Source organism: Janthinobacterium sp. (assembly GCF_009923995.1).
GTDB lineage: Bacteria > Pseudomonadota > Gammaproteobacteria > Burkholderiales > Burkholderiaceae_D > Janthinobacterium.
Window position 1 is genome coordinate 1 of sequence record NZ_RFSK01000070.1, and the last position, 20,866, is coordinate 20,866.

Consider the following 20,866-nt stretch of genomic DNA (forward strand, 5'->3'; position numbering starts at 1 on the left):
GTTCGAGCCGCGACAGGATGCGGTTGCCGCCCGCCTCGGTGGCGTTCCCATCGCCTTTGCCCAGCAGGTTCGGGCCGTGCGGCGGCCCCTCTCCGGATTTCAGTAAAGACAAAATATCACCTCCGAACTGGATCGAACTTGATGTAAACCGCGCTCATGCCGGCCGCGCCCGCATACGATCTAGCAATACCGCCGGGCAATGGCTGTCCGGCTTCCGCGGATTCCTGTCACGGAGCGTCCCATGTTCGTTGCCCTGGTCCTGATGTATTTCCTGCTCGCCTGTTTCGCTTGCTGGCTGCTGCTGTTTCCCGGCGGCCGCGCCATCGTGCTGCACGCCATGGTCAACCTGGGCTGGCGCGTGCAGCGGCGCGCCCGGCACCTGAAGGGCGGCGGCGCGCACTGGCAGCGCTGGCAGCGCCACACGGGTTCCGGCATGGCGCGCGGCTGGCAGCTGCTGTCGCAGCACCGCTGGCTGTCGCTGGCGGGCAGCGTGCTGATCATCGCGCCGCCGCTGCTGGTGTGGCTGTCCAGCGACCGCATCACCCTGCGCGGCTATGCGGATCGGCAACATGCCATCAACGACCAGGTCAGCGACCTGCTCAAGGGCGAGCAGCTGGTGCCGCCGCCGGCCCTGCCGCCGCTGCTGTTTTCCACGGCCGAGGTAACGCAGCTGCGCCCCCTGCTGGGTGGTGCCAGCCGCAACTGGCAGTTGCTCGACCACGACTATGCGCAGCGCCTGTTGCTGGTGTTTAAGATCATGAAGGACGTGCATGGTTATGACATGGTCTTGCTGGAAGGCTACCGCAGCCCCGCGCGCCAGAACCAGTTGGCGGCAGCCGGCCCCAGCGTGACGAATGCCCGGGCCTTTCAAAGCTATCACCAGTACGGCCTGGCCGCCGATTGCGCGTTCATGCATGAAGGAAAGCTCATCATTTCTGAGAAAAATGCCTGGGCCATGCGCGGCTACCGCCTGTATGGCGTGACGGCCGAATCGGTGGGCCTGCGCTGGGGCGGGCGCTGGACCATGATGGATTTCGGCCACACGGAATTGCCGCAGCCGCGCGTCCTGGGCAAATAACAGGCGGCAGCGCCAGCCATTCTAGCGCCGTAGGCGCGGGTATTTTTCACCGGCGCAAGCATGCTTGCGCAGCGTCAATGGCGTTCCCTGCGGCGTGTCCCGTTGCCGCGCAACACTTGTCATTTGTCAACAAAGTCGCGCGCCATTGCTGTCAGCATGGACTGCGTCCGCCTGGCTGTGCGGCGGCGTCCTTCCTGCCGTGCGACCTTACCCTGGGCTCATCATGCTGCGACGAATCTGGCATTTCCTGACCGACAGCCGCAATCTGACCATCCTCGGCTTCGTGGCGCTGGCCGTCTTCCTCTACCTGGGCGCCGAGGTGCTGGAAGTGGCGCTGGCGTGGGCGCTGGCCTTGCTGCTGCTGGCCTTCCTCGTCTGGCTGGGCGCGTGGCTGTGGCGCCGCCGCCGCGCGCGGCGCGATGCGCAGGCGCTGGGCCAGGCCATCCTGAACGAGGCGGAAATTGCCGCCGCGCAGGCGGCTTCGGCCGCGAGCAGCACCCAGCAGGGCGACCTCGACGCCGTGCGCGCTGGCCTGCTGGACGCCATCGAAACCATCAAGACGTCCAAGCTGGGCCTCAAGTCGGGCGGCGCCGCCCTGTACGAATTGCCGTGGTACATGATTATCGGCAATCCGGCCGCCGGCAAGAGCAGCGCCATCCTGCAGTCGGGCCTGCAGTTCCCTTTCGCCGACGGCAAGATCGTGCAAGGCGTGGGCGGCACGCGCAACTGCGACTGGTTCTTCACGACGGACGGCATCGTGCTCGACACGGCGGGCCGCTATTGCGTCGTCGACGAACACCGCGGCGAATGGTTCGGCTTTCTCGACCTGCTGAAAAAATACCGGCGCAAGGCGCCCATCAACGGCATCCTCATCGCCGTCAGCATTGCCGAATTGAAAGGCGACCCCGACGTGGGCATGCAACTGGCGCGCAGCCTGCGCAAGCGCGTGCAGGACGTCATCGAACGCCTGGAAGTGTTCGCCCCCCTGTACATCGTGTTTACCAAGGCCGACCTCGTCGCCGGCTTCGCGGAGTTCTTCGCGGATGCGGAACGCAGCGAGCGCGAGCGCGTCTGGGGCGCCACCATGCCCTACCAGCGCAAGCTGCCCACGGCGGACCTGCTCAATTTCTTCGACCAGAGTTTCGACGAGCTGCACGATGGCCTGACGGAACTGAGCCTGGCCAACATGGCGCACCGCCAACGCAAGAACATGGCGCCCGGCGTGTTTACTTTTCCGCTCGAGTTCGCCGCCATCAAGCCGGCCCTGCGCGCTTTCATCGCCACCCTGTTCGAGGAAAACCCGTTCCAGTTCCAGCCCGTGTTCCGCGGTTTTTACTTCACCAGCGCGCTGCAGGAGGGCGAACCCGTCAGCGCATCGTCGCAGCAGGTGGCGCGCCGCTTCGACCTGGCCTTCGCGCCTGCGCCGGCCGCAGTGCCCGCGGGCGGGCGGCAGCACGGCTATTTCCTGCTGGACCTGTTTCGCAAGGTGATTTTTGCCGACAAGCACCTGGTGGCCAACTACGCCAGCCGCGCCAAGCTGCGATTCAGGTACGCCGTCTTCTTCACGGCCACCGTGACCCTGGGCGCCTGCCTGGGCGGCTGGAGCTGGTCCTACCTGGGCAACCGGCAGCTGGTGGCCAATGTCGAGGCCGATCTGAACAAGGTGGTGCGCCTGCAGGAGCAGCGCCTGGATCTGCAGTCGCGCCTGGAAGCGCTGGAAATCCTGCAGGACCGTATCGAGCAGCTGGAAGCGTACCGCCAGCAGCGGCCCTGGTCCTTGCGCATGGGCCTGTACCAGGGCGAGTTGCTGGAGCGCAAGCTGCGCGAGGAATACTTTGCCGGCGCGCGCCACGTCATGCTCGACCCCGTGGCGGGCGCGCTGGAAGCCTTGCTGGCGGAGATGAACGCCAGCGCCGAGCAGCTGCAGCCGGCGGCGCGCACGCCGCAGACGCCCGTTGCCGCGCGCACCTTCCAGTACCAGGCCGCCTCGCCGACGAACGTGGAAGACGCCTACAACGCGCTGAAAACCTATCTGATGCTGGCCGACAAGACGCACGCGGAAAGCAGCCACCTGAACGACCAGATGACGCGCTTCTGGCGCGGCTGGCTGGAAGACAACCGGGGCGCCATGCCGCGCGAGCAGATGATACGCAGCGCCGAGCGGCTGCTGACGTTCTACCTGGCGCAGGTGGGCGACCCTTCGTGGCCGCGCATCGAACAGAAGCTGGCGCTGGTCGACCAGGCGCGCGAACACCTGCGCCGCGTGGTGCGCGGCATGCCGGCGCGCGAGCGCGTCTACGCGGACATCCGCGCGCGCGCCTCGACGCGCTTTCCCGGCATGACGGTGGCGCGCATCGTCGGCGAGCAGGACCAGGCCCTGCTGGCGGGCAGTTACGCGGTATCCGGCGCCTACACGCGCCAGGCGTGGGAAAAATTCGTCGAGGGCGCGTTCCGCGACGCCGCCAACCGCGAGCTGCAAAGCGCGGACTGGGTGCTGAAAAGCGCCTCCACCGACGACCTGACCCTGGAAGGCAGTCCGGAGCAGATCGAGAAAAACCTGGTGGCCATGTACAAGGCCGATTACGCGCGCGAGTGGCAAAAGTTCGTGCAGGGCGTGGCCGTGGCCGACCTGAAAGGCTTTGACGGCGCCGTGCAGGCCATGAACCGCCTGGGCGACCCGCAGTCGTCGCCCATCGCCAAGCTGTTGACGAGCATCTACGATGAAACGTCGTGGGACAATCCGGCCCTGCAGAATGCCCAGCTGCGCCAGGCCGAGCGGGGCATCATCGCCTGGTTCAAGGAGACGGTGCTGCGCCGCGCGCCATCGCAGCTGACGGCCAGTCCGGGCCTGAACGCGCAGGTCGACCCGGCCCGCCTGGACAAGCCCATGGGACCCGTGGGACGCGAATTTGCCGGCGTGGGCAAGCTGGTGGCGGCCAGGGACAACAATGCCTCGCTGATGCGCGCCTACCTGGAAGCGCTGTCGAAGCTGCGCAGCCGCCTGAACCTGCTGAAGAACCAGGGCGATCCCGGACCCGGCGCGCGCCAGTTCATGCAGCAGACCCTGGAGGGCAGCGGTTCGGAACTGGCCGACGCCCTGCGGCTCGTCGACGAGCAGATGCTCACGGGGATGAGCGACGCGCAAAAGCAGGCCATCCGCCCCATCCTCGTGCGCCCGCTGATGCAGACCTTCGCCGTCATCGTCGCGCCCGCGGAACTGGACCTCAACAAGACATGGGCGGCGCAGGTGTACGAACCGTTCCGCAAGTCGCTGGCGAACAAATACCCGTTCGCTCCCGCGGCGCGCATCGAGGCGAGCAGCCAGGAAATCGGCCAGTTCTTCGGGCCGGAAGGGCTGGTGGCGAAATTCGTCACCACCTCCATGGGGCCCCTGGTGGTGCGGCGCGGCGACGTGCTGGCGCCGCGCACCTGGGGCGACATGGGCATCAGCCTGTCGCCGCAGATGGTGGCGCGCTTTCCCGGCTGGATCGCGCCGCTGGGCGCGGGCGGCGTGGCGGCCGCGTCGGCGGCGCAGACCGTGTTCCAGATCCAGCCGTCGCCCGCGCCGGGCACCCTGGAATACACGGTGGAGATCGACGGCCAGCAGCTGCGCTACCGCAATACGCCGGCGCAGTGGACGAACATGGTCCATCCCGGCACGCAGGGCCCGCCCGGGGCCCGGATCACGGCCGTCACCTTCGACGGACGCACGGTGGAACTGTTCAACGAGCCGGGCCAGTTCGGCCTGAAGCGCATGATCGACGCGGCAGCCAAGAAGCGCAAGGACGGGGGCGTGTTCGAGCTGCGCTGGACGCAGGGCGACGTGGCCGTGGCGCTGGACCTGAAGATCACCAGCAGCGCCGAGACGACGGGCGCGGGCGGGACTGCGGCCGTGCAGGAGCAGGGCTTTCGCGGCATGCAGCTGCCGGAAACCGTCGTCGGCGCGCCCGCCGCGCCTGCCCCTGCCGTCGCCGTGGCGGATGCGGCGCCCGGGGTGGCCTCCGTGGTGGCGCCATGACGCGCGGCCCGCAGCAGGTGCGCCTGGGCTACTTCGGCAAGATCCCCGCGCGCGGCGACTTCATCAAGGCCTGCGACAACCACGCGCTGGTGCAGCTGCTCGACGACTGGCTGGCGCAGGTCATGAACGCCCTGACGGCGGAGCCACGCTGGAAGCTCAATTACGACGCCTTGCCGCCGCTGCGCTTCGCCTTCGTCGGCACGCGCAGCCGGCGCGCCATCGCCGGGCGCCTGGAAGCGAGCAGCGACCAGTCGCACCGGCGCTTTCCCTTCATGGCCATGGGCGCGCTGGAAGTCGACGACGCCGAGGCCTTTGTCGCCTGCAGCCCGCTGGTGCTGGCGCCGCTGTGGCAGCGGGTGGAGCAGCTGTCGCAAGGCATCGTCGCCAGCGCGGAACCGGGTCCGGCGCTGCTGGCGCTGGCCGGCAACGTGGTGGAAATCGACACGGCCGCCGCCCGCCATGCGGAACACTTTGCCGCCTTCCTGCAGGCGCAGACGGTGCACAGCCTGCAGGCCATGCTGGCCTCGCCCACCTTTCCCGTCACGCTGCGCGAGCTGCTGCTGGGACTGGGCCTGCTGCTGCGGCCCGTGCGCCGCAGCGGCCGGCCGCGCCTGGAAAAAAGCCTGGTCCTGCCGCTGCCGCAGGACGCGCAGGCGCGCGCGCTGGCGGCCAGCTTCTGGCTGCACCTGGTCACGCCGTTCCTGCGCCAGGCCGATTTCGAGCTGGCGCTGTTCTTCGCCCATCTCGACGAGGCGCCCGTGCTGGTGATCGGCTTTTGCGGCGCCGACCCGCAGGGCTTGTGCGCCCTGATCGAGCCGCAGGCGGCCGGCGAACGGCTGATCGTCCTCGACCAGCTGGATTGGGTCGGCGAGTTGCTGGGGCAGGAGCCGTCGCTGCACCGCCTGTCCGCCTGCCTGCAGCAGGACCAGCTGTCGCTGCGCTCGGCCTGCAGCCTGTTTGCCGATACCTTTGCCTGAAGGATTGCGATGAAAGCTTCCATCTTCCTCCTCCTGCTGCTTGCCGCCCTCCCGGGCCGCGCCCAGGTGCAGGCGCAGCCGCCCGCTACGCCCTTGCCGGGACAGATCCTCGTCACGGGCACCGTGGCCGATGAAGGGGCCAAGGCGGCCGTGCTGGCCCGTCTGCGCGAGCTGTACGGCGCCGAGCGCGTGGTCGACCAGATCGCCATCGGCAAGGTGGCCGTGCCGGCCAACTGGAACGCCTACGTGCAGAAACTCATCGCGCCGCACCTGAAGCTCATTTCGCGTGGCCAGATCAGCATCGCCGGCAGCAATGTCAGCGTGCGCGGCGAAGTGGCGAACGAGGCGCAGCGCCAGCAGATCGCCAGCGACATCGCCACCAGCCTCAATCCCACGTATGTCGTCAACAACGGCTTGCGCGTCAGGGCGGCCGAGGCCGAGCAGGGATTGCTCGACGCCGCGCTCGACAAGCGCATCATCGAATTCGACGTGGGCCAGGCCAGCATCACGCCGTCCGGCCTGGCCATCCTCGACGAGATGGCGGCCGCCATGCAAAAGCTCCGGGGGCGCAAGGTGGAAGTGATCGGCCACACGGACAATACGGGCCTGCGCGCCAGCAACGTGGCGCTCAGCCAGGCGCGCGCCGATGCCGTGCGCGCCTACCTGGCCACGCGCGGCATCGGTGCGGACATGGTGCTCACGTCGGGCCAGGGCCCGGACCGGCCCGTGGCCAGCAACGCCACGGCCGATGGCCGGGCGAGAAACCGGCGCATCGAGTTCCGCATCGCGCAGTAGGCGGGGCCGGCGCCGCGCACGCCCGCAAGGCGCGCAGCCGGCCGCCGGCGCGCGACTGCGGGTGCGAGGCATTCACGGCAGGGTGATGGTCAGGTGCGCCGGCTGCGGCGCCAGCTTGACCAGGTCCGCATACGCGGCCAGCGTCGTTTGCGTGCCATGCGTCAGGTGCGTCTTCAGGGCCAGGTAGGCGCAGATGGCCAGCAGGGCGAAAACGCTGGACAGGGCCCACAGCGGCACCTCGCTGCGGCGCTTGTTGACCACCTGGTCGGGACGTTCCGCGCGCGGCGCGAAGCCGCGGCTCCTGCCCTTGATGTGGGCGATCTCGTCGCCCAGGCGCGCCGTCAGGTAGCTGAGCTTTTCGCCGCCGTCGATCGCATACTTGCCCTGGAAGCCCAGCAGCAAACACATGTGGAAGACTTGCAGGGCCTGCACGCGCATGGCGCCCTTGCCGCGCAGCGCGTCGAGACGGTCGAAGAAATGTTCGCCGGCCAGCTGGTCGCCAAAGATCAGCAGCTGCAGCGGGCGCCGTTCCCACTGCTTGCGCAGGGCGAACGGCGAGGCCAGGAGGATTTCATCGACGGCCGCGCAGAACGCATACTTGGCCGCCTCGATATCGTCGCCGTCGGCGCGGATCTTTTTCGCCTCGCGCTCGAAGTCGTCGAGGAAGGCCGTGATGCGGTCCATGAAGCTGTGCTCGTCGCCGGGCGCCGAGCCGTTCTTCAGCATGAACAGCATGTAAAAGCCTTCGTGCATCAGGTCCAGCAGGGCGCTGCCCGCATGGCGGCCGCTTGTTGCGGCGGGGGCGGGGCCGCGTGGTCCCAGCAGGGAGGGCGCCGCGCGCCGTTCGATGAGCTGGCTCATGCCGTCACCGCGATCAGTTCCAGCTGCAGGTCGCGTATGCCGGCCGGCACGTACACGGCAATCGACTGCGCCTTGAGCATCTGTTCGTGCAGCGCGCCGCGGTTGTCGATCGCAAAATAATAGGTATCGGGCCGTACGGGAATGGCGGCCGGCACCTGCGGCGCGTGCGACAGCTTCACGCCGGGCATGGCCGACAGCACGCATTTTTCCACGTCGTCGGGCGCCCCCACTTTCACGCGCAGCGGCACCACGTCCACCAGTTCGAGGGCGGGCATGGCGGCGCGGATGGCCAGGTACAAGGTCGTGTGCTGGTCGATCTTGCCCGAATCGAGCTTGCCCAGGTAATACGACGGCTTGTCTTCCAGCAGGGCGATGGAAAAATACTTCGACGAGATGACCGTGTCGAGCAGCTCGCGGATGATGGCGTCGAGGGCGTCGAAGCAGGCGCCCGGCTGCGCATGGTCGTAGGCGGGCAGGCTGGCCAGCGTGTAGTGCCTGGAGTAGCTGAGCAGGCCGCCCGCGAGGCCCAGCAGCGCCTCGTACAGGCGCTCGGGATGCAGGCCGGGATGGCGCACGTAGTGCATCAGGGCGGCGGCGGCCGTGCTGACCGTGTGCAGCAGCCAGAACGAGGACACGTCGCCGGAGCGAAATTCGATCACGTTGCGGCTCGGTTCGCGGTGGTGGCCGTGCAGCGCGCCCACCTTGGCCTGCAGCGCATCAAGCAGGTGTTCCAGCAAGGCTTGCAGGCGCGGCGCGCCGGCGATCGCCAGGCTGGGCGCCATGAAGGACGGCACCGGCTCGAAGCCGCCCGATACCGTGCGGCGCAGGGCGATCAGCGGCAGGCAGTCGTAGGAGCCGCGCGCCTCGCTGTCGGGAATCAGGCGCAGGCTTTTTTTCAGGTAGGCCACGTCGGCCGCGGCGGACGCCGTAAACAGGTCGGGCGTGGCGCGCATGGCGTGCACGAAGCGGGTATGCGGCGGCGTGCCGGCGGGCGCGCCTGCCGGCGATGCCTGCGCCGTGCAGTTCATGCCTTCGCCGTTCAGCACGGGCAGGGCGGCGTAGTAGGTCACTTCCTGCACGGCGGGCGGCAGCGCCTGCATGTCGACGGGCGGGGGCAGGGCGTCGCTGCCCGCCGCGCCGTCGCCCGCCGCCTCGAAGACCTCGCCGTCGCGGAAGATGGCCGACAGCGCCAGCAGGCGCAAGCTGCCCGTTTTCAGCGCCGCCAGGTCCCATTCCACGTGCGCCACGCCCCACGGATACGGGTGCAGCGCGCTGGCCGTGCGGTGCAGCCGCGTTTCGTGATACTGGTCCTGGCGCTGGAAGTGCTGCGGCCGCAGGAACAGGCCTTCTCCCCACAAGACTTTCGCTGCCATGCCCATGTCGATGCTCCTTTTCGGTAGATGGTGGATTGCCTTACTGGCAGCGCAGCGCCGACAGCGGCGCCATGGCGCCCTGCGTGCCGCCCACGCTCAGGGCGCAGGCGTGCAGGCCGACGGTAATGCCGGCGCGCTCGGCGTCGGCGGCGGCGAAGGTGGCGCGCCAGTGCTGCGCCGCGGGCGCGCGGAACAGGGCCACGACGCCGATGAAAGACGCTTCCTTGCTGATCTTTTCCTGCACTTCGTAGCGCTGGCCCGGCACCAGCAGCACTTCCTTCACTTCCACCAGGTCGGCGCCCAGCGCGGCCTGCTCGCGGCGCGCGTCGAGGAAGCTGTCGTACCGGGCTTGCTCGAAGGCGGCACTCTGGCGCAGCTTGTAGATGCGCGCCACCAGCGCCAGTGGCCGTCCCGCGGCATCCGTGTTGAGGCGCTGCGCCGCGTGCAGGCGGATGCTGACAAGGCGCGGCGGCTGTTGCGCGTCGGGCGGGGCGGGCGGCGACCTGGCCACGCCTGCCATCTGCAGCGCCGCGCTGGCCAGGTTGCCGACGGCGCCGCCCGCGCAGCCGGCCAGCAGCAATGGCAGCAGCAGCGGCAGGGCGGTGCGCAACAGCTGGCGCGGCGGAGCGGGAAGCGGCATGGGCCTGCCTTTGCAGAAAATAACGCGTGGAAAGAAAGTGCTGCAGTCATTTAATCGCATGCGGCAGCGGCCTGCTTGCGTTGGCGCAAAGTCCGTCCGCGATCGATGGAATTACTGCGCCAGATCAGGATTACTGCGCTTGCTCTCCCCGGTGGCGTGGAACTTCTTCTTTCCTGATTAATCTCAATTTGGCAAAAATTCTGGCGATCAATAATGGCCTCCACCAAGGCGCTGCCCATCGTCCCCGGCGGTAGCGTCCTCCACGTGAAGGAATGCCCAGATGAAGCCAGCCCTGACCTTGCCCCGAATTGCCTGCCTCGCCAGCGCCCTGCTGCTGGCCGCCTGCGCCACGCCGGCACCGCCGGCGCCGCCGAAGCCTGCCGCGCCGACCCTGGCGCAAGTCATGAACGATGCCGATGCGGCCGCGCGGGCCGGCCAGTACGAGCGCGCCATGGCCTTGCTCAAGGGCGGCGGCACCAGCTATCCGGCCGACAAGACGCCGTGGCTGCAGATGGCGCAGATGACGTTCGACCGCGGCCAGTACGGCGACGCCATCGGCCATGCGCTCGAAGCGCTGGAGCGCGATCCCGACGACAAGGTGGCCAACAGCATCGTCGCCGTCAGCGGCCTGCGCCTGTCCGGCAAGGCCCTGGCCGAACTGTCGCGGCAAAACAATCTGAATGGCTCGCTGCGTTCGGAAGCGCAGGAGCTGGCCAAGCTGCTGCGCGCGAGCATCGGCGAGGACGTGCTGGTGCCGCCGGCCAGGCGCCCGGCGGCGGCCGGCAAGCGCGCTGCCGGTTCCGGCGCGCCGGCCGCGGCGGCCAAGGGCGCGGCGCCCCCGGGCGGCACGGCCGATCCCTTCAGCGGCCTGAAATAAGGCGCGTCCATCTGCCCGGCGCGCGGCCGGCGCCATCCACTACTTTGCAAAGGAAGCCACATGTCCAAGTCCGACAGCGTGCAGAAACGCTTGCAGAAGGTGCGCGCCCCGCGCGTGCAGATGACCTACGACGTCGAAATCGGCGACGCGATCGAAAACAAGGAACTGCCCTTCGTGGTGGGCGTGCTGGGCGACTTCGGCGGCAATCCGGACAGCGAGAAAAAGCGCCTGAAGGACCGCAAGTTCGTCGCCGTCGACAGCGCCAATTTCGACGAGGTGCTGGCCGGCGTGGAGCCGGTGGCCCGCTTCAGCGTGCCGAACCGCGTCAGCGAGGCGGGCGGCACCTTCGCCGTCGACCTGCATTTCCGCTCGATGGACGACTTCCGCCCGGAGTCGGTGGTGCGCCAGGTCGAGCCCCTGCGCAAGCTGCTCGAGGCGCGCACCAAGCTGGCCGACCTGCGCAACAAGCTGGCCGGCAACGACAAGCTGGAAGACCTGCTGACGGAGGTGCTGAACAACACCGACAGCATGGCCACCCTGAAACCGCAGTTCCCGGCGCAGGAGGATTGAGATGAACGCCCAGGCAGAAGTCAATGCAGTGACGGCGGCCAGCGCGCCGCTTCCGGCGACGGACTTGCTGGACCAGATCGTCGAACAAAGCCGCGTCGCCAAGTCCGGCGCAGAACATGCGCGCGCGCGCGACCTGATCTCGGAACTGGTGGCGCAGGTGCTCGATGGCACGGTGCTGATGTCGAGCAGCCTGTCGGCCACCCTGGACGCGCGCGTGGCGGAAATCGACCGTTTGATCTCCGCCCAGCTCAGCGAGATCATGCACGCGGCGCCGTTCCAGCAGCTCGAGCAGAGCTGGACGGGGCTGCGCTACCTGGTCGGCAATTCCGACACGGGCGCGCGCCTGCAGATCCGCATGTTCAACGCCACCAAGCGCGAACTGGTGAAGGATTTCCAGGCGGCGCTGGAGTTCGACCAGAGCAGCATGTTCAAGAAGGTCTATGAAGAGGAATTCGGCACCTTCGGCGGCGCGCCGTTCGCCGCGCTGCTGGGCGACTTCGCCATCTCGCGCCAGCCGGAAGACATGTATTTCGTCGAGCAGATGTCGCACGTCGCCGCCGCCGCGCACGCGCCCTTCATCGCCTCGGCCGCGCCGGAACTGTTTGGCCTGGAAAGCTACGGCGACCTGGGCAAGCCGCGCGACCTGGCGAAAGTCTTCGACACCATCGAATACGCAAAATGGAAGGACTTCCGCGAATCCGAGGACGCGCGCTACGTGGGCCTGACCTTGCCCCGCTTCCTGGGCCGGCTGCCGTTCAACCCCGTCGACGGCACCACCGTCGAAGGCTTCAATTTCATCGAGGAAGTCGACGGCAGCGACCACCACAAATACCTGTGGTGCAATGCCGCGTATGCGTTCGGCAGCAAGCTCACGCGCGCCTTCGCCGACTACGGCTGGTGCGCCGCCATCCGCGGCGTGGAAGGCGGCGGCCTGGTGGACGACCTGCCCACGCACACCTTCAAGACGGACGAGGGCGACGTGGCCCTGAAATGCCCGGCCGAAGTGGCGATCACCGACCGGCGCGAAAAGGAACTGAGCGACCTCGGTTTCATCTCGCTGGTGCATTGCAAGAACACGGCGTATGCGGCATTCTTCGGCGCCCAGTCGGCGCAGAAGAGCCGCAAGTACCACAACGATGCGGCCAATGCGAATGCGGTGCTGTCGTCGCAGCTGCAGTACATCTTTGCCGTCTCGCGCATCGCCCACTACATGAAGGCCATGATGCGCGACAAGATCGGCAGCTTCGCCGCCGCCTCCAACGTGGAAGACTTCCTGAACCGCTGGCTGATGCAGTACGTGCTGCTCGACGATAACGCCAGCCAGGAACAGAAGGCGCAATTCCCCTTGCGCGAGGCGTCCGTGCAGGTGCATGAAGTGCCGGGCCGCGCCGGCGTGTACCGCGCCGTGTCCTTCCTGCGGCCGCACTTCCAGCTCGATGAGCTGTCCGTTTCGCTCCGACTGGTCGCGGAGTTGCCGAAGTCGACCAATTCCTGATCCACCCATCTTTCAACCAGAGGAGCACACCATGGCAATCGATGTATATCTGCAGATAGACGGCATCAAGGGCGAGTCCACCGATGACAAGCACAAGGACTGGATCGAGTGCAAATCGGTCAGCTGGAGCGTCGAGCAGCCGAAGTCCGCCACCGCCTCGACGGGCGGCGGCCACACGGCCGAACGCTGCGAGCACAAGGACATCGTCATCTCCAAGCTGGCCGACCTGGCTTCGCCGGTGCTACTGCAGACCTGCTCGGCCGGCAAGACCATCCCCAAGGCGCGCTTCGAATTCATGCGCGCCGATGGCCAGGGCGAGCGCGTCAAGTACTTTGAAATCGAGATCGAGAATGTGCTGATCGGCGCCGTCACGCCGAACGTGGAAGAGGGCGACATCCTGGGTGAACACGTCGGCTTCAAGTTCTCGAAAGTGAAGTGGAAGTACACGCAGCAAAAAGTCACCGGCGGCGCCGGCGGCAATACCTCGGGCGGCTGGGACCTGGCCGCCAACCGCGTGGCCTGATCCCTCGTGCGCGGCACGCTGCGGTCAGCCGCCGCGTGCCGCCGATTTTTCAGGAGTGGGCATGGACAGTTATGTACCCGGCTTGTTCGACCGCCTGATGGACGACGGCGCGCCGGCGCGCCTGTCGCTCGAGCAGTTGAAGGATGCGGTGGCGCGCGACCTGGAGGAATTGCTCAACACGCGCGTGGCCCTGCCGCCCGGCGCGCTCGACGCCTATCCGGAATGCGCCGCCTCCATCGTCAACTATGGCTTGATCGACTTTGCCGGCATGTGTCTGTCCAGCAGCGAGGACCGGGCGCGCATCTGCGCCGCGCTGAAGGCCGCCATCGAGCGCCATGAGCCGCGCCTGCGCAATGTGCGCGCGCGCCTGGAGCGCGAGGCGGGCGCCATCAACCGCGTCGGCTTCGTCATCAGCGGCACCCTGGCCGTGACGGCCGGCGGCGAGACGGTCAATTTCGACGCCGTGCTGCAGCCATCGTCGCTGCGCTATTCGATCAACCGCAAGGGAGCCGCCGCATGAGCAACAATCTGAAAACCCTGATCGCCAAGCTGAATGACACGGTACGCACGGCCGCCACGCGCGCCGCCGGCATCTGCGTGGGACTGGGCCAGTACGAAGTCGACATCGAACACCTGTTCCTGGCCCTGCTGGAGCAGGAGCACAGCGACTTCGTCACCATCGCGCGGCGCAGCGAAATCAGCCTGACGGCGCTGGAAGCGGACCTGCGGCGCGAGATCGGCGGCTTCCGGACGGGCAGCGCGCGCACGCCCGTGTTCTCCCCCCATCTGCCGCTGCTGTTCGAGCATGCCTGGCTGATCGCCTCGCTCGATACGGCGCAGCCAGGGCCCATCCGCAGCCGCCACCTGCTGCTGGCGCTGCTGACGGAGCCGGAACTGGCGCAGCTGGCCTACCGCGGCTCGAAGCTGTTCGCCCGCTTCAGCGTCGAGCAGCTGAAGCACCACCCGGACAAGCTGACGGCCGGTTCCGCCGAGGAGGAAACCGCGGCAGTGCCGCAGCTTTCCAATGCGACCGATGACCCGGTGACTGTCCTGACCAGCAAGACCCCGGCGCTGGACCAGTTCACCACCGACCTGACGCAGCTGGCGCGCGACGGCAAGCTCGATCCCGTGATCGGCCGCGAGGCGGAGATACGCCAAGCCGTCGACATCCTGCTGCGCCGCCGCCAGAACAATCCCATCCTGACGGGCGAGGCGGGCGTGGGCAAGACGGCCGTGGTGGAAGGCCTGGCCCTGCGCATCGCCACGGGCGACGTGCCGGCCGTGCTGCAGGGCGCGCACATCCACGCGCTCGACATGGGGCTGCTGCAGGCGGGCGCCAGCGTGAAGGGCGAATTCGAAAGCCGCCTGAAGAACGTCATCGACGAGGTGGCGCAAAGCCCCCATCCCGTCATCCTCTTCATCGACGAGGCGCACACGATGATCGGCGCCGGCGGCCAGGCGGGGCAGAACGACGCGGCCAATCTGCTGAAGCCGGCGCTGGCGCGCGGCGCCCTGCGCACCATCGCCGCCACCACCTGGAGCGAGTACAAGAAGTATTTTGAAAAGGATGCGGCCCTGGCACGGCGCTTCCAGGTCGTCAAGGTGGAGGAACCCAGCGAAGACATCGCCTGCGCCATGCTGCGTGCCATGGCGCCGCTGATGGAGCGCCATTTCGGCATCCGCGTGCGCGACGCCGCCATCGTCGAAGCCGTGCGCCTGTCGCACCGCTACATCAGCGGGCGCCAGCTGCCCGACAAGGCCGTCAGCGTGCTCGATACGGCCTGCGCCAAGGTGGCGCTGGGGCAGAGCGCCACGCCGGCGCTGCTGGAAAACGCCGGCCGCCAGCAGGAGCGCACGGGGGCGGAAATCGGCGCCCTGGAACGCGAGGCGGCCGGCGGCGAAGCGGCCGATCAGGCAGCGGTTGCCCGGCTGGCGCAGCTGCGCCGCGCACACGAGGAAGGGCAGGCGGCGGTCGCGGCGCTGGCGCAGCGCTGGGAGCGCGAAAAGGCGCTGGTGACGCAGATCGGCGCCTTGCGCGGCCAGCTGCGCGAGGAGCGCCCGGGCGAGAGCGGCGCGGCGCGGCTGCTGGCGCTGAAGGAGGAGCTGGCGGCGCTGCAGGGGGAAGCGCCATTGGCGCCGCTGGAAGTCGATGCGCAGGTGGTGGCCGGCATCGTCGCCGGCTGGACCGGCATCCCGCTGGGGAAGATGCTCAAGGACGAGATCCGCACGGTGCTGACCCTGGACGCGGCCCTGCGCGAACGGGTGCTGGGACAGGAGCACGTCATCGCGGCCGTGGCGCAGCGCGTGCGCACGGCGCGCGCCGGCCTGGACGACCCGGACAAGCCGCAGGCCGTGTTCCTGTTCACGGGGCCGTCCGGCACGGGCAAGACGGAAACGGCGCTGGCGCTGGCCGACCTGCTGTATGGCGGCGAGCGCAAGCTCATCACGATCAACATGAGTGAATACCAGGAAGCGCACAGCGTGGCGGGCCTGAAAGGCTCGCCGCCCGGCTACGTCGGTTACGGCGAAGGCGGCGTGTTGACGGAGGCCGTGCGGCGCCAGCCCTACAGCGTGGTGCTGCTGGACGAAGCGGAAAAAGCCCATCCCGACGTGCTGGAGCTGTTCTTCCAGGTGTTCGACAAGGGCGTGCTCGATGACGCGGAAGGGCGCGAAGTCGATTTCCGCAATACCGTCATCATCGCCACCTCGAACCTGGGCTCGGCCGCCATGATGGCGGCCTGCCTGAACCGGGCCACGGAGGAGCTGCCCGCGCCGGCAGCGCTGGAGGAACTGGTGCGCCCGCAGCTGGTGGCGCACTTCAAGCCGGCCTTGCTGGGCCGCCTGAAGGTGCTGCCGTTCTATCCCCTGAACGACGCGGTGCTGGCCGAGATCATCGCCCTGAAGCTGGCGCGCATCGGCGCGCGCATCGCGCGCAACCACCAGGCGCAGTTCAGCCACGACGCGGCGCTGGTCGAGGCGGTGCTGGCGCGCTGCACGGAAGTCGATTCGGGCGCGCGCAACGTCGACCAGATCCTCAATGGCAGCGTGCTGCCGGCCATCGCCGAAGCCGTGCTGGCGCGCATGGCCGAGGGTGAGCCGATCGCCTCCATCCGCGTCGGCGCCAGCAAGCAGGGGCAGTTCAAGTACACGATCAAGTAAATCACCGTCGGAGCCTGCCATGTTCAATCTGGAGCAGTTGCTGCACCCCGTCAGCGCCGTCAGCCCCTGCGGCGGCGACATCACCTTCAGCCAGGAGCTCGACGCCATCGCGCGGGCGCGCCAGCACGACGATCCCAGCCTGGACCAGGGCGAGTGGGTGACGGCGCTGAAGGAGGCCGACTGGCCCTTCGTGGCGACGCACTGCGAACAGCTGATCGCGTCGCACAGCAAGGACCTGCGCGTGGCCGTCTGGCTGGCCGAGGCGCACGCGAAGACGCGGCACTTCCGCGGCCTGGGCGACGGCTATGCGCTGCTGGCCGGCCTGTGCGACCGCTATTGGGACGGCCTGTTTCCGCTGGCCGAGGAGGGCGACCATGAACAGCGCATCGGCAACCTGTACTGGCTGCTGTCGCGCACGCCGCAGCTGGTGCGCGAGATGCCCCTGACGGCGGGCGCCGACGGCCAGTTCGCGCTGCAGGATTTCGATGCGGCGCGCCAGCGCGCGGCCGCCAGCCAGGCGCAGGACGGCATGGAGCAGGGCTGGAGCGCGTCGCGCCATGACGAGGCAGTGCCGCTGGCGCAGATGGAAGCGGCGCGGCAGAAAAACACGCGCGCGTTTTCCGATGCCCTGCTGGCCGATGCGCAGTACTGCATGCAGTCGCTGCTGGCGCTCGAGCGCAGCGCCGATGCCCGCTTCGGCACGGACGGCCCGAGCTTTCGCGCCGCCCGCGACGCGCTGGAAAACGCCATCCACTTCATCGCCCCGCTGGCGCCCGAGGCGGACCTTGCCGGCACGCCGGCCGCCACCGGGCCGGCGGGCGGCAGCGGCGGCGCCATCGTGCAGCGCCAGCAGGCGCTGGAGCAGCTGCGCCTGGTGGCCGATTTCTTCCGCCGCACGGAGCCGCACAGCCCCGTCGCCTACCTGGCCGAGCGGGCGGCCAGCTGGGGCGAGCTGCCCCTGCACCTGTGGCTCCGCGCCGTCGTCAAGGACCAGGGCACCCTGGCGCAGCTCGACGAGATGCTGGGCATGGGCGGCACGAACGGATGATGCTTGCGGCGCCTTCCATGCTACCCTGCCAGCATGTCCAGCCAGCTCCTTTTATCCGCCGCGTTCTGCCTGTCCGTCGCCGCCGCCGGCACCGCGGCGCGTGCTGCCGCGCCACAGCCCGTGTTGCTGTATGGCGACGACGACTACCCGCCGTATTCCTATGTCGAGCATGGCCAGCTGAAAGGCATTTATACGGACATCGTGCGCGCCGCCGTGCGGGACATGCCGCAGTACCAGGTGCAGCTGCGTCCCGTGCCGTGGAAGCGGGGCGTGCTGATGCTGCAGACGGGGGCGGCGTTTGCCCTGTATCCGCCATATTCCTGGCGCAGCGAACGGCCGTACGTGGGCTATTCCGCGCCGCTGCTGATGGAGCAGCTGGTGGTGTTCTGCAATCAGGAGGTGCTGGCGCAGCGCAAGCTGCAGCGCTGGCCGGCCGATTATGCCGGCCTGCACATCGGCGTGAACGCGGGTTTTTTGCTGGGCGATGCGGCGCTGATGGCATCCCTGCAAGCCGAAAAAATCGTGCTCGACGCGGCCAAGGGCACGCGCACGAATCTGCTCAAGCTGATGCGCGGGCGTATCGATTGCTATGTCAGCGACCGCCTGTCGGCGCAGTGGGAATGGCAGCGCATCCGCCGCGCCGGGCAGGCGGGCACGCCGGCGCAGACGCTGCACGAAACGGCGCAGCTGGCCAGCCAGCAGGGCCACCTGGGCTTCACCTTGCTGCAGCCGGCCCGCTATCCCTACCGCGACGACTTTATCGCCCGCTTCAATGCCGCCATCGCGCGCATGCAGCACAGCGGCGAGATCCGCCGCATCGTCGACCGCGCGCTGCTCCCCTGATACCTTGACCCTGGAGACCATGATGAAAAAACTGCTGTTCCTGACGATGCTGCTGCTGGCCGGCTGCGTGGGGCGTCCCGATAATATCGTGCCTGTCAGTAATTTTGACACCAGCAAATACCTGGGAAAATGGTACGAGATCGCGCGCCTCGACCATTCCTTCGAACGGGGCCTGAGCCACGTGACGGCCGACTACAGCCTGCGCCAGGACGGCGGCCTGAAAGTGCTCAACCGCGGCTACAGGGATGCGGACGCGAAATGGACGGATGCCGAAGGCAAGGCGTATTTTGTCGACAAGAAAGACGTGGGCTACCTGAAAGTGTCGTTTTTCGGTCCCTTCTATGGTTCCTACATCATCTTCGACCTCGACCAGCAGGACTACAGTTATTCCCTCATCAGCGGTCCCGACAAATCCTACTTGTGGTTGCTCTCGCGCACGCCCACCATGGAACCGGCGCTGCAGCAGCGCCTGATCGAGAAGGCCAGGGCGCTGGGTTTTGATACTTCCAAATTGATCTATGTGAAGCAAAACTGATTCTTTTTGCCTGCCGCCCGTCCGTGGCGGCATCGCGCCTTCTGGTTGTTGCTTTTCCGCATGTTATTCTTGCAATGCCACCCTGATTCACTCACAATCAGCACCAAAGCAGTGCATGTGCGGCGCCTCTCTGGCCGGACACGGCTGCTTCCAGCGGTCCCGCCGTGGTGATTGCCAGCTGACAAATGCTTGCTATAGTGAATGCTAGCGTCGTCGTGCCGGCGGCCGCCGCGCAATGCTCTTTCAGATAGGAATCTTGCTATGAAAAACCTCAAGATCGGCGTGCGTCTCGGCGGTGGTTTTGCCGCAGTCTTGCTGTTGCTGCTGTCCTTGACCGTGGTGGGCATCGTGCAGATGCAGAGTGCCAGCAAGGAAACGGATGCCCTCGTCAACGTGAAGGTGCGCAATGAACGCCTGATCGGCGAATGGACCAAGGTCATCGAAGTCAATGCGGCGCGCACGGCGGCCGCCTGGAAAGTCAGCGACCCCGCCCATCAAAAACAATTCGAGACGGAAATGGCGGCCTCGTCCGCACGCGCCACGGAAATCCAGAACGACATCGGCAAGAGCGAGCTGAATGCGCAGGAGCAGGCCCTGTACCAGGAAGTGCTGAGCACGCGCAAAGCCTACACCGAGGTGCGCAAGGAGGTATTCAAGGCCAAGAACGCGGGCGACCTGGAACTGGGCAAGCGCCTGTACGAAGGCGACATGGCCGTCAAGCGCGATATCTACCTGGCATCGCTGAAAAAGCTGGAGCTGCTGGAAGCCGGATTGCTCGATGAAACGGCGGCGCAGATCCGCTCGCGCTACGAAAACGGCCGTTTGCTGCTGATCTCGCTGGGCGTGGCCGCCATCCTGCTGGGCATAGCCTGCGCCTACTGGATCACGCGTTCCATCACCCGTCCCATCACGCGCGCCGTGGAAGTGGCTGAAGCGGTCTCCGCCGGCGACCTGACCAGCCATATCGTGGTGGACAGCCGCGACGAGACGGGGCAGTTGATGCATGCGCTGAAAAACATGAACGACAAGCTGGTCAGCATTGTCGGCCAGGTGCGCGCCGGCACCGAGTCCATCGGCACGGCATCGAGCCAGATCGCCGCCGGCAACCTGGACCTGTCTTCGCGCACGGAAGAGCAGGCCAGTTCGCTGGAAGAGACGGCGTCGTCCATGGAAGAGCTGACGTCCACCGTGAAACTCAATGCGGACAATGCCCGCAGCGCCAACCAGCTGGCCATCGATGCCTCGCAGATCGCCAGCAAGGGCGGCGTGGTGGTCTCGGAAGTGGTCAGCACCATGGGCTCGATCAACGATTCCTCGCGCAAGATCGTCGACATCATCAGCGTCATCGACGCCATCGCCTTCCAGACGAATATCCTGGCCCTGAATGCCGCCGTCGAAGCGGCCCGGGCAGGCGAGCAGGGCAGGGGCTTTGCCGTCGTCGCCTCCGAGGTGCGCAACCTGGCGCAGCGCTCGGCCGCGGCGGCCAAGGAAATCAAGGGCTTGATCGACGATTCCGTGGAAAAAGTGGAAGCCGGCTCGCAACTGGTGGACAAGGCGGGCCGCACCATGGATGAAATCGTGCAAAGCATCAGCCATGTGACGCAGATCATGAACCAGATCACCGACGCCAGCGAGGAACAGCGGGCCGGCATCGAGCAGGTCAACCAGGCCGTCGGCCAGATGGACCAGGTGACGCAGCAAAACGCGGCCCTCGTGGAAGAGGCGGCTGCTGCTGCCGAATCCATGCAGGAACAGGCCGCCAAACTGGCCGACGTCGTGGGCCTGTTCAAGCTCGATGCCACGCAGCAATATGCTGCCGCCAATGCCGCCGCCACTACCGCCACTACCGCCAGTGCCGCCCGTGTCTCCGGCGCCGCCAGGCCGGTGGCCGCGCCTGCGGCAGTAAAATCGGCCACCCGGCGCGCGCCGGCGCCTGCCGTCGCTGTACCCGCCAGGACGGCAATGGCGGACGCGGCGCGTCCCCGCACGGCAAAGGCGCCGGTGGCGTCCGGTGCCGACGAGTGGGAAGAGTTTTAAGCGACGAGTTTTACACGCAGTTCCCCTGGCATGGCGC

At 67.5% G+C, this 20,866-nt stretch carries 17 protein-coding genes; 14 read left to right on the forward strand and 3 right to left on the reverse strand.

The genetic code is table 11. The features are described from left to right. The first annotated feature begins 241 nt into the window (after positions 1 to 241). From EBS11_RS24330 to EBS11_RS24345, 4 genes are all read left to right on the forward strand, one after another. Entirely contained in the window at positions 242 to 1,078 is an 837-nt protein-coding gene (locus EBS11_RS24330; protein WP_290607327.1) for a M15 family metallopeptidase, read from the forward strand. 223 nt (positions 1,079 to 1,301) lie between these two features. Further along, positions 1,302 to 5,096: a type VI secretion system membrane subunit TssM gene (gene tssM / locus EBS11_RS24335; RefSeq protein WP_290607329.1), complete on the forward strand. Its 3,795-nt coding sequence runs from the start codon at positions 1,302 to 1,304 to the stop codon at positions 5,094 to 5,096. After that, entirely contained in the window at positions 5,093 to 6,073 is a 981-nt protein-coding gene (gene tagF, locus EBS11_RS24340; protein ID WP_290607331.1) for a type VI secretion system-associated protein TagF, read from the forward strand. Before tssM ends, tagF begins: the two co-directional genes overlap by 4 nt. Before the next feature lie 9 nt (positions 6,074 to 6,082). After that, a complete protein-coding gene (locus EBS11_RS24345) occupies positions 6,083 to 6,868 on the forward strand; it encodes an OmpA family protein (protein WP_290607333.1) in 786 nt (261 codons plus the stop codon). 72 nt (positions 6,869 to 6,940) lie between these two features. On the opposite strand, the gene icmH is transcribed toward EBS11_RS24345, so the two are convergent. Genes icmH through tssJ form a run of 3 tightly spaced genes read right to left on the reverse strand, consistent with a single transcriptional unit; the run spans position 6,941 to position 9,742 of the window. Next, positions 6,941 to 7,729 (reverse strand): type IVB secretion system protein IcmH/DotU, encoded by a 789-nt coding sequence (gene icmH, locus EBS11_RS24350; protein ID WP_290607335.1) that lies wholly within the window; start codon positions 7,727 to 7,729, stop codon positions 6,941 to 6,943. Further along, entirely contained in the window at positions 7,726 to 9,108 is a 1,383-nt protein-coding gene (gene tssK / locus EBS11_RS24355) for a type VI secretion system baseplate subunit TssK (protein WP_290607337.1), read from the reverse strand. Before tssK ends, icmH begins: the two co-directional genes overlap by 4 nt. A 34-nt stretch (positions 9,109 to 9,142) precedes the next feature. Then, positions 9,143 to 9,742: a type VI secretion system lipoprotein TssJ gene (gene tssJ, locus EBS11_RS24360; RefSeq protein WP_290607339.1), complete on the reverse strand. Its 600-nt coding sequence runs from the start codon at positions 9,740 to 9,742 to the stop codon at positions 9,143 to 9,145. A gap of 280 nt (positions 9,743 to 10,022) precedes the next feature. On the opposite strand from tssJ, the gene EBS11_RS24365 reads away from it, so the two are divergent. From EBS11_RS24365 to EBS11_RS24410, 10 genes are all read left to right on the forward strand, one after another. Continuing rightward, entirely contained in the window at positions 10,023 to 10,619 is a 597-nt protein-coding gene (locus tag EBS11_RS24365) for a hypothetical protein (protein WP_290607341.1), read from the forward strand. A 60-nt stretch (positions 10,620 to 10,679) separates the two neighbouring features. Next, positions 10,680 to 11,189, forward strand: a complete 510-nt coding sequence (gene tssB / locus EBS11_RS24370) for a type VI secretion system contractile sheath small subunit (protein WP_290607343.1) — start codon at positions 10,680 to 10,682, stop codon at positions 11,187 to 11,189. Position 11,190: 1 nt separating this feature from the next. Then, positions 11,191 to 12,684: a type VI secretion system contractile sheath large subunit gene (gene tssC, locus EBS11_RS24375; protein ID WP_290607345.1), complete on the forward strand. Its 1,494-nt coding sequence runs from the start codon at positions 11,191 to 11,193 to the stop codon at positions 12,682 to 12,684. 31 nt (positions 12,685 to 12,715) lie between these two features. After that, positions 12,716 to 13,207 carry a type VI secretion system tube protein Hcp gene (locus tag EBS11_RS24380; RefSeq protein ID WP_034750126.1) on the forward strand — a complete coding sequence of 164 codons (492 nt, stop codon included), beginning with the start codon at positions 12,716 to 12,718 and terminating at the stop codon, positions 13,205 to 13,207. 61 nt (positions 13,208 to 13,268) lie between these two features. Then, positions 13,269 to 13,727 (forward strand): type VI secretion system baseplate subunit TssE, encoded by a 459-nt coding sequence (gene tssE, locus EBS11_RS24385; RefSeq protein WP_290607347.1) that lies wholly within the window; start codon positions 13,269 to 13,271, stop codon positions 13,725 to 13,727. Further along, a complete protein-coding gene (gene tssH, locus EBS11_RS24390) occupies positions 13,724 to 16,366 on the forward strand; it encodes a type VI secretion system ATPase TssH (RefSeq protein WP_290607349.1) in 2,643 nt (880 codons plus the stop codon). Before tssE ends, tssH begins: the two co-directional genes overlap by 4 nt. Before the next feature lie 19 nt (positions 16,367 to 16,385). After that, the gene (gene tssA, locus EBS11_RS24395) at positions 16,386 to 17,414 is read left to right on the forward strand and encodes a type VI secretion system protein TssA (protein ID WP_290607351.1); all 1,029 of its coding nucleotides are present in this window, start codon (positions 16,386 to 16,388) and stop codon (positions 17,412 to 17,414) included. 33 nt (positions 17,415 to 17,447) lie between these two features. Next, entirely contained in the window at positions 17,448 to 18,257 is an 810-nt protein-coding gene (locus EBS11_RS24400) for a transporter substrate-binding domain-containing protein (RefSeq protein WP_290607353.1), read from the forward strand. Positions 18,258 to 18,276: 19 nt separating this feature from the next. Further along, positions 18,277 to 18,792: a lipocalin family protein gene (locus tag EBS11_RS24405; RefSeq protein ID WP_290607355.1), complete on the forward strand. Its 516-nt coding sequence runs from the start codon at positions 18,277 to 18,279 to the stop codon at positions 18,790 to 18,792. 261 nt (positions 18,793 to 19,053) lie between these two features. Then, entirely contained in the window at positions 19,054 to 20,829 is a 1,776-nt protein-coding gene (locus EBS11_RS24410; RefSeq protein WP_290607357.1) for a methyl-accepting chemotaxis protein, read from the forward strand. Positions 20,830 to 20,866: the final 37 nt, after the last annotated feature.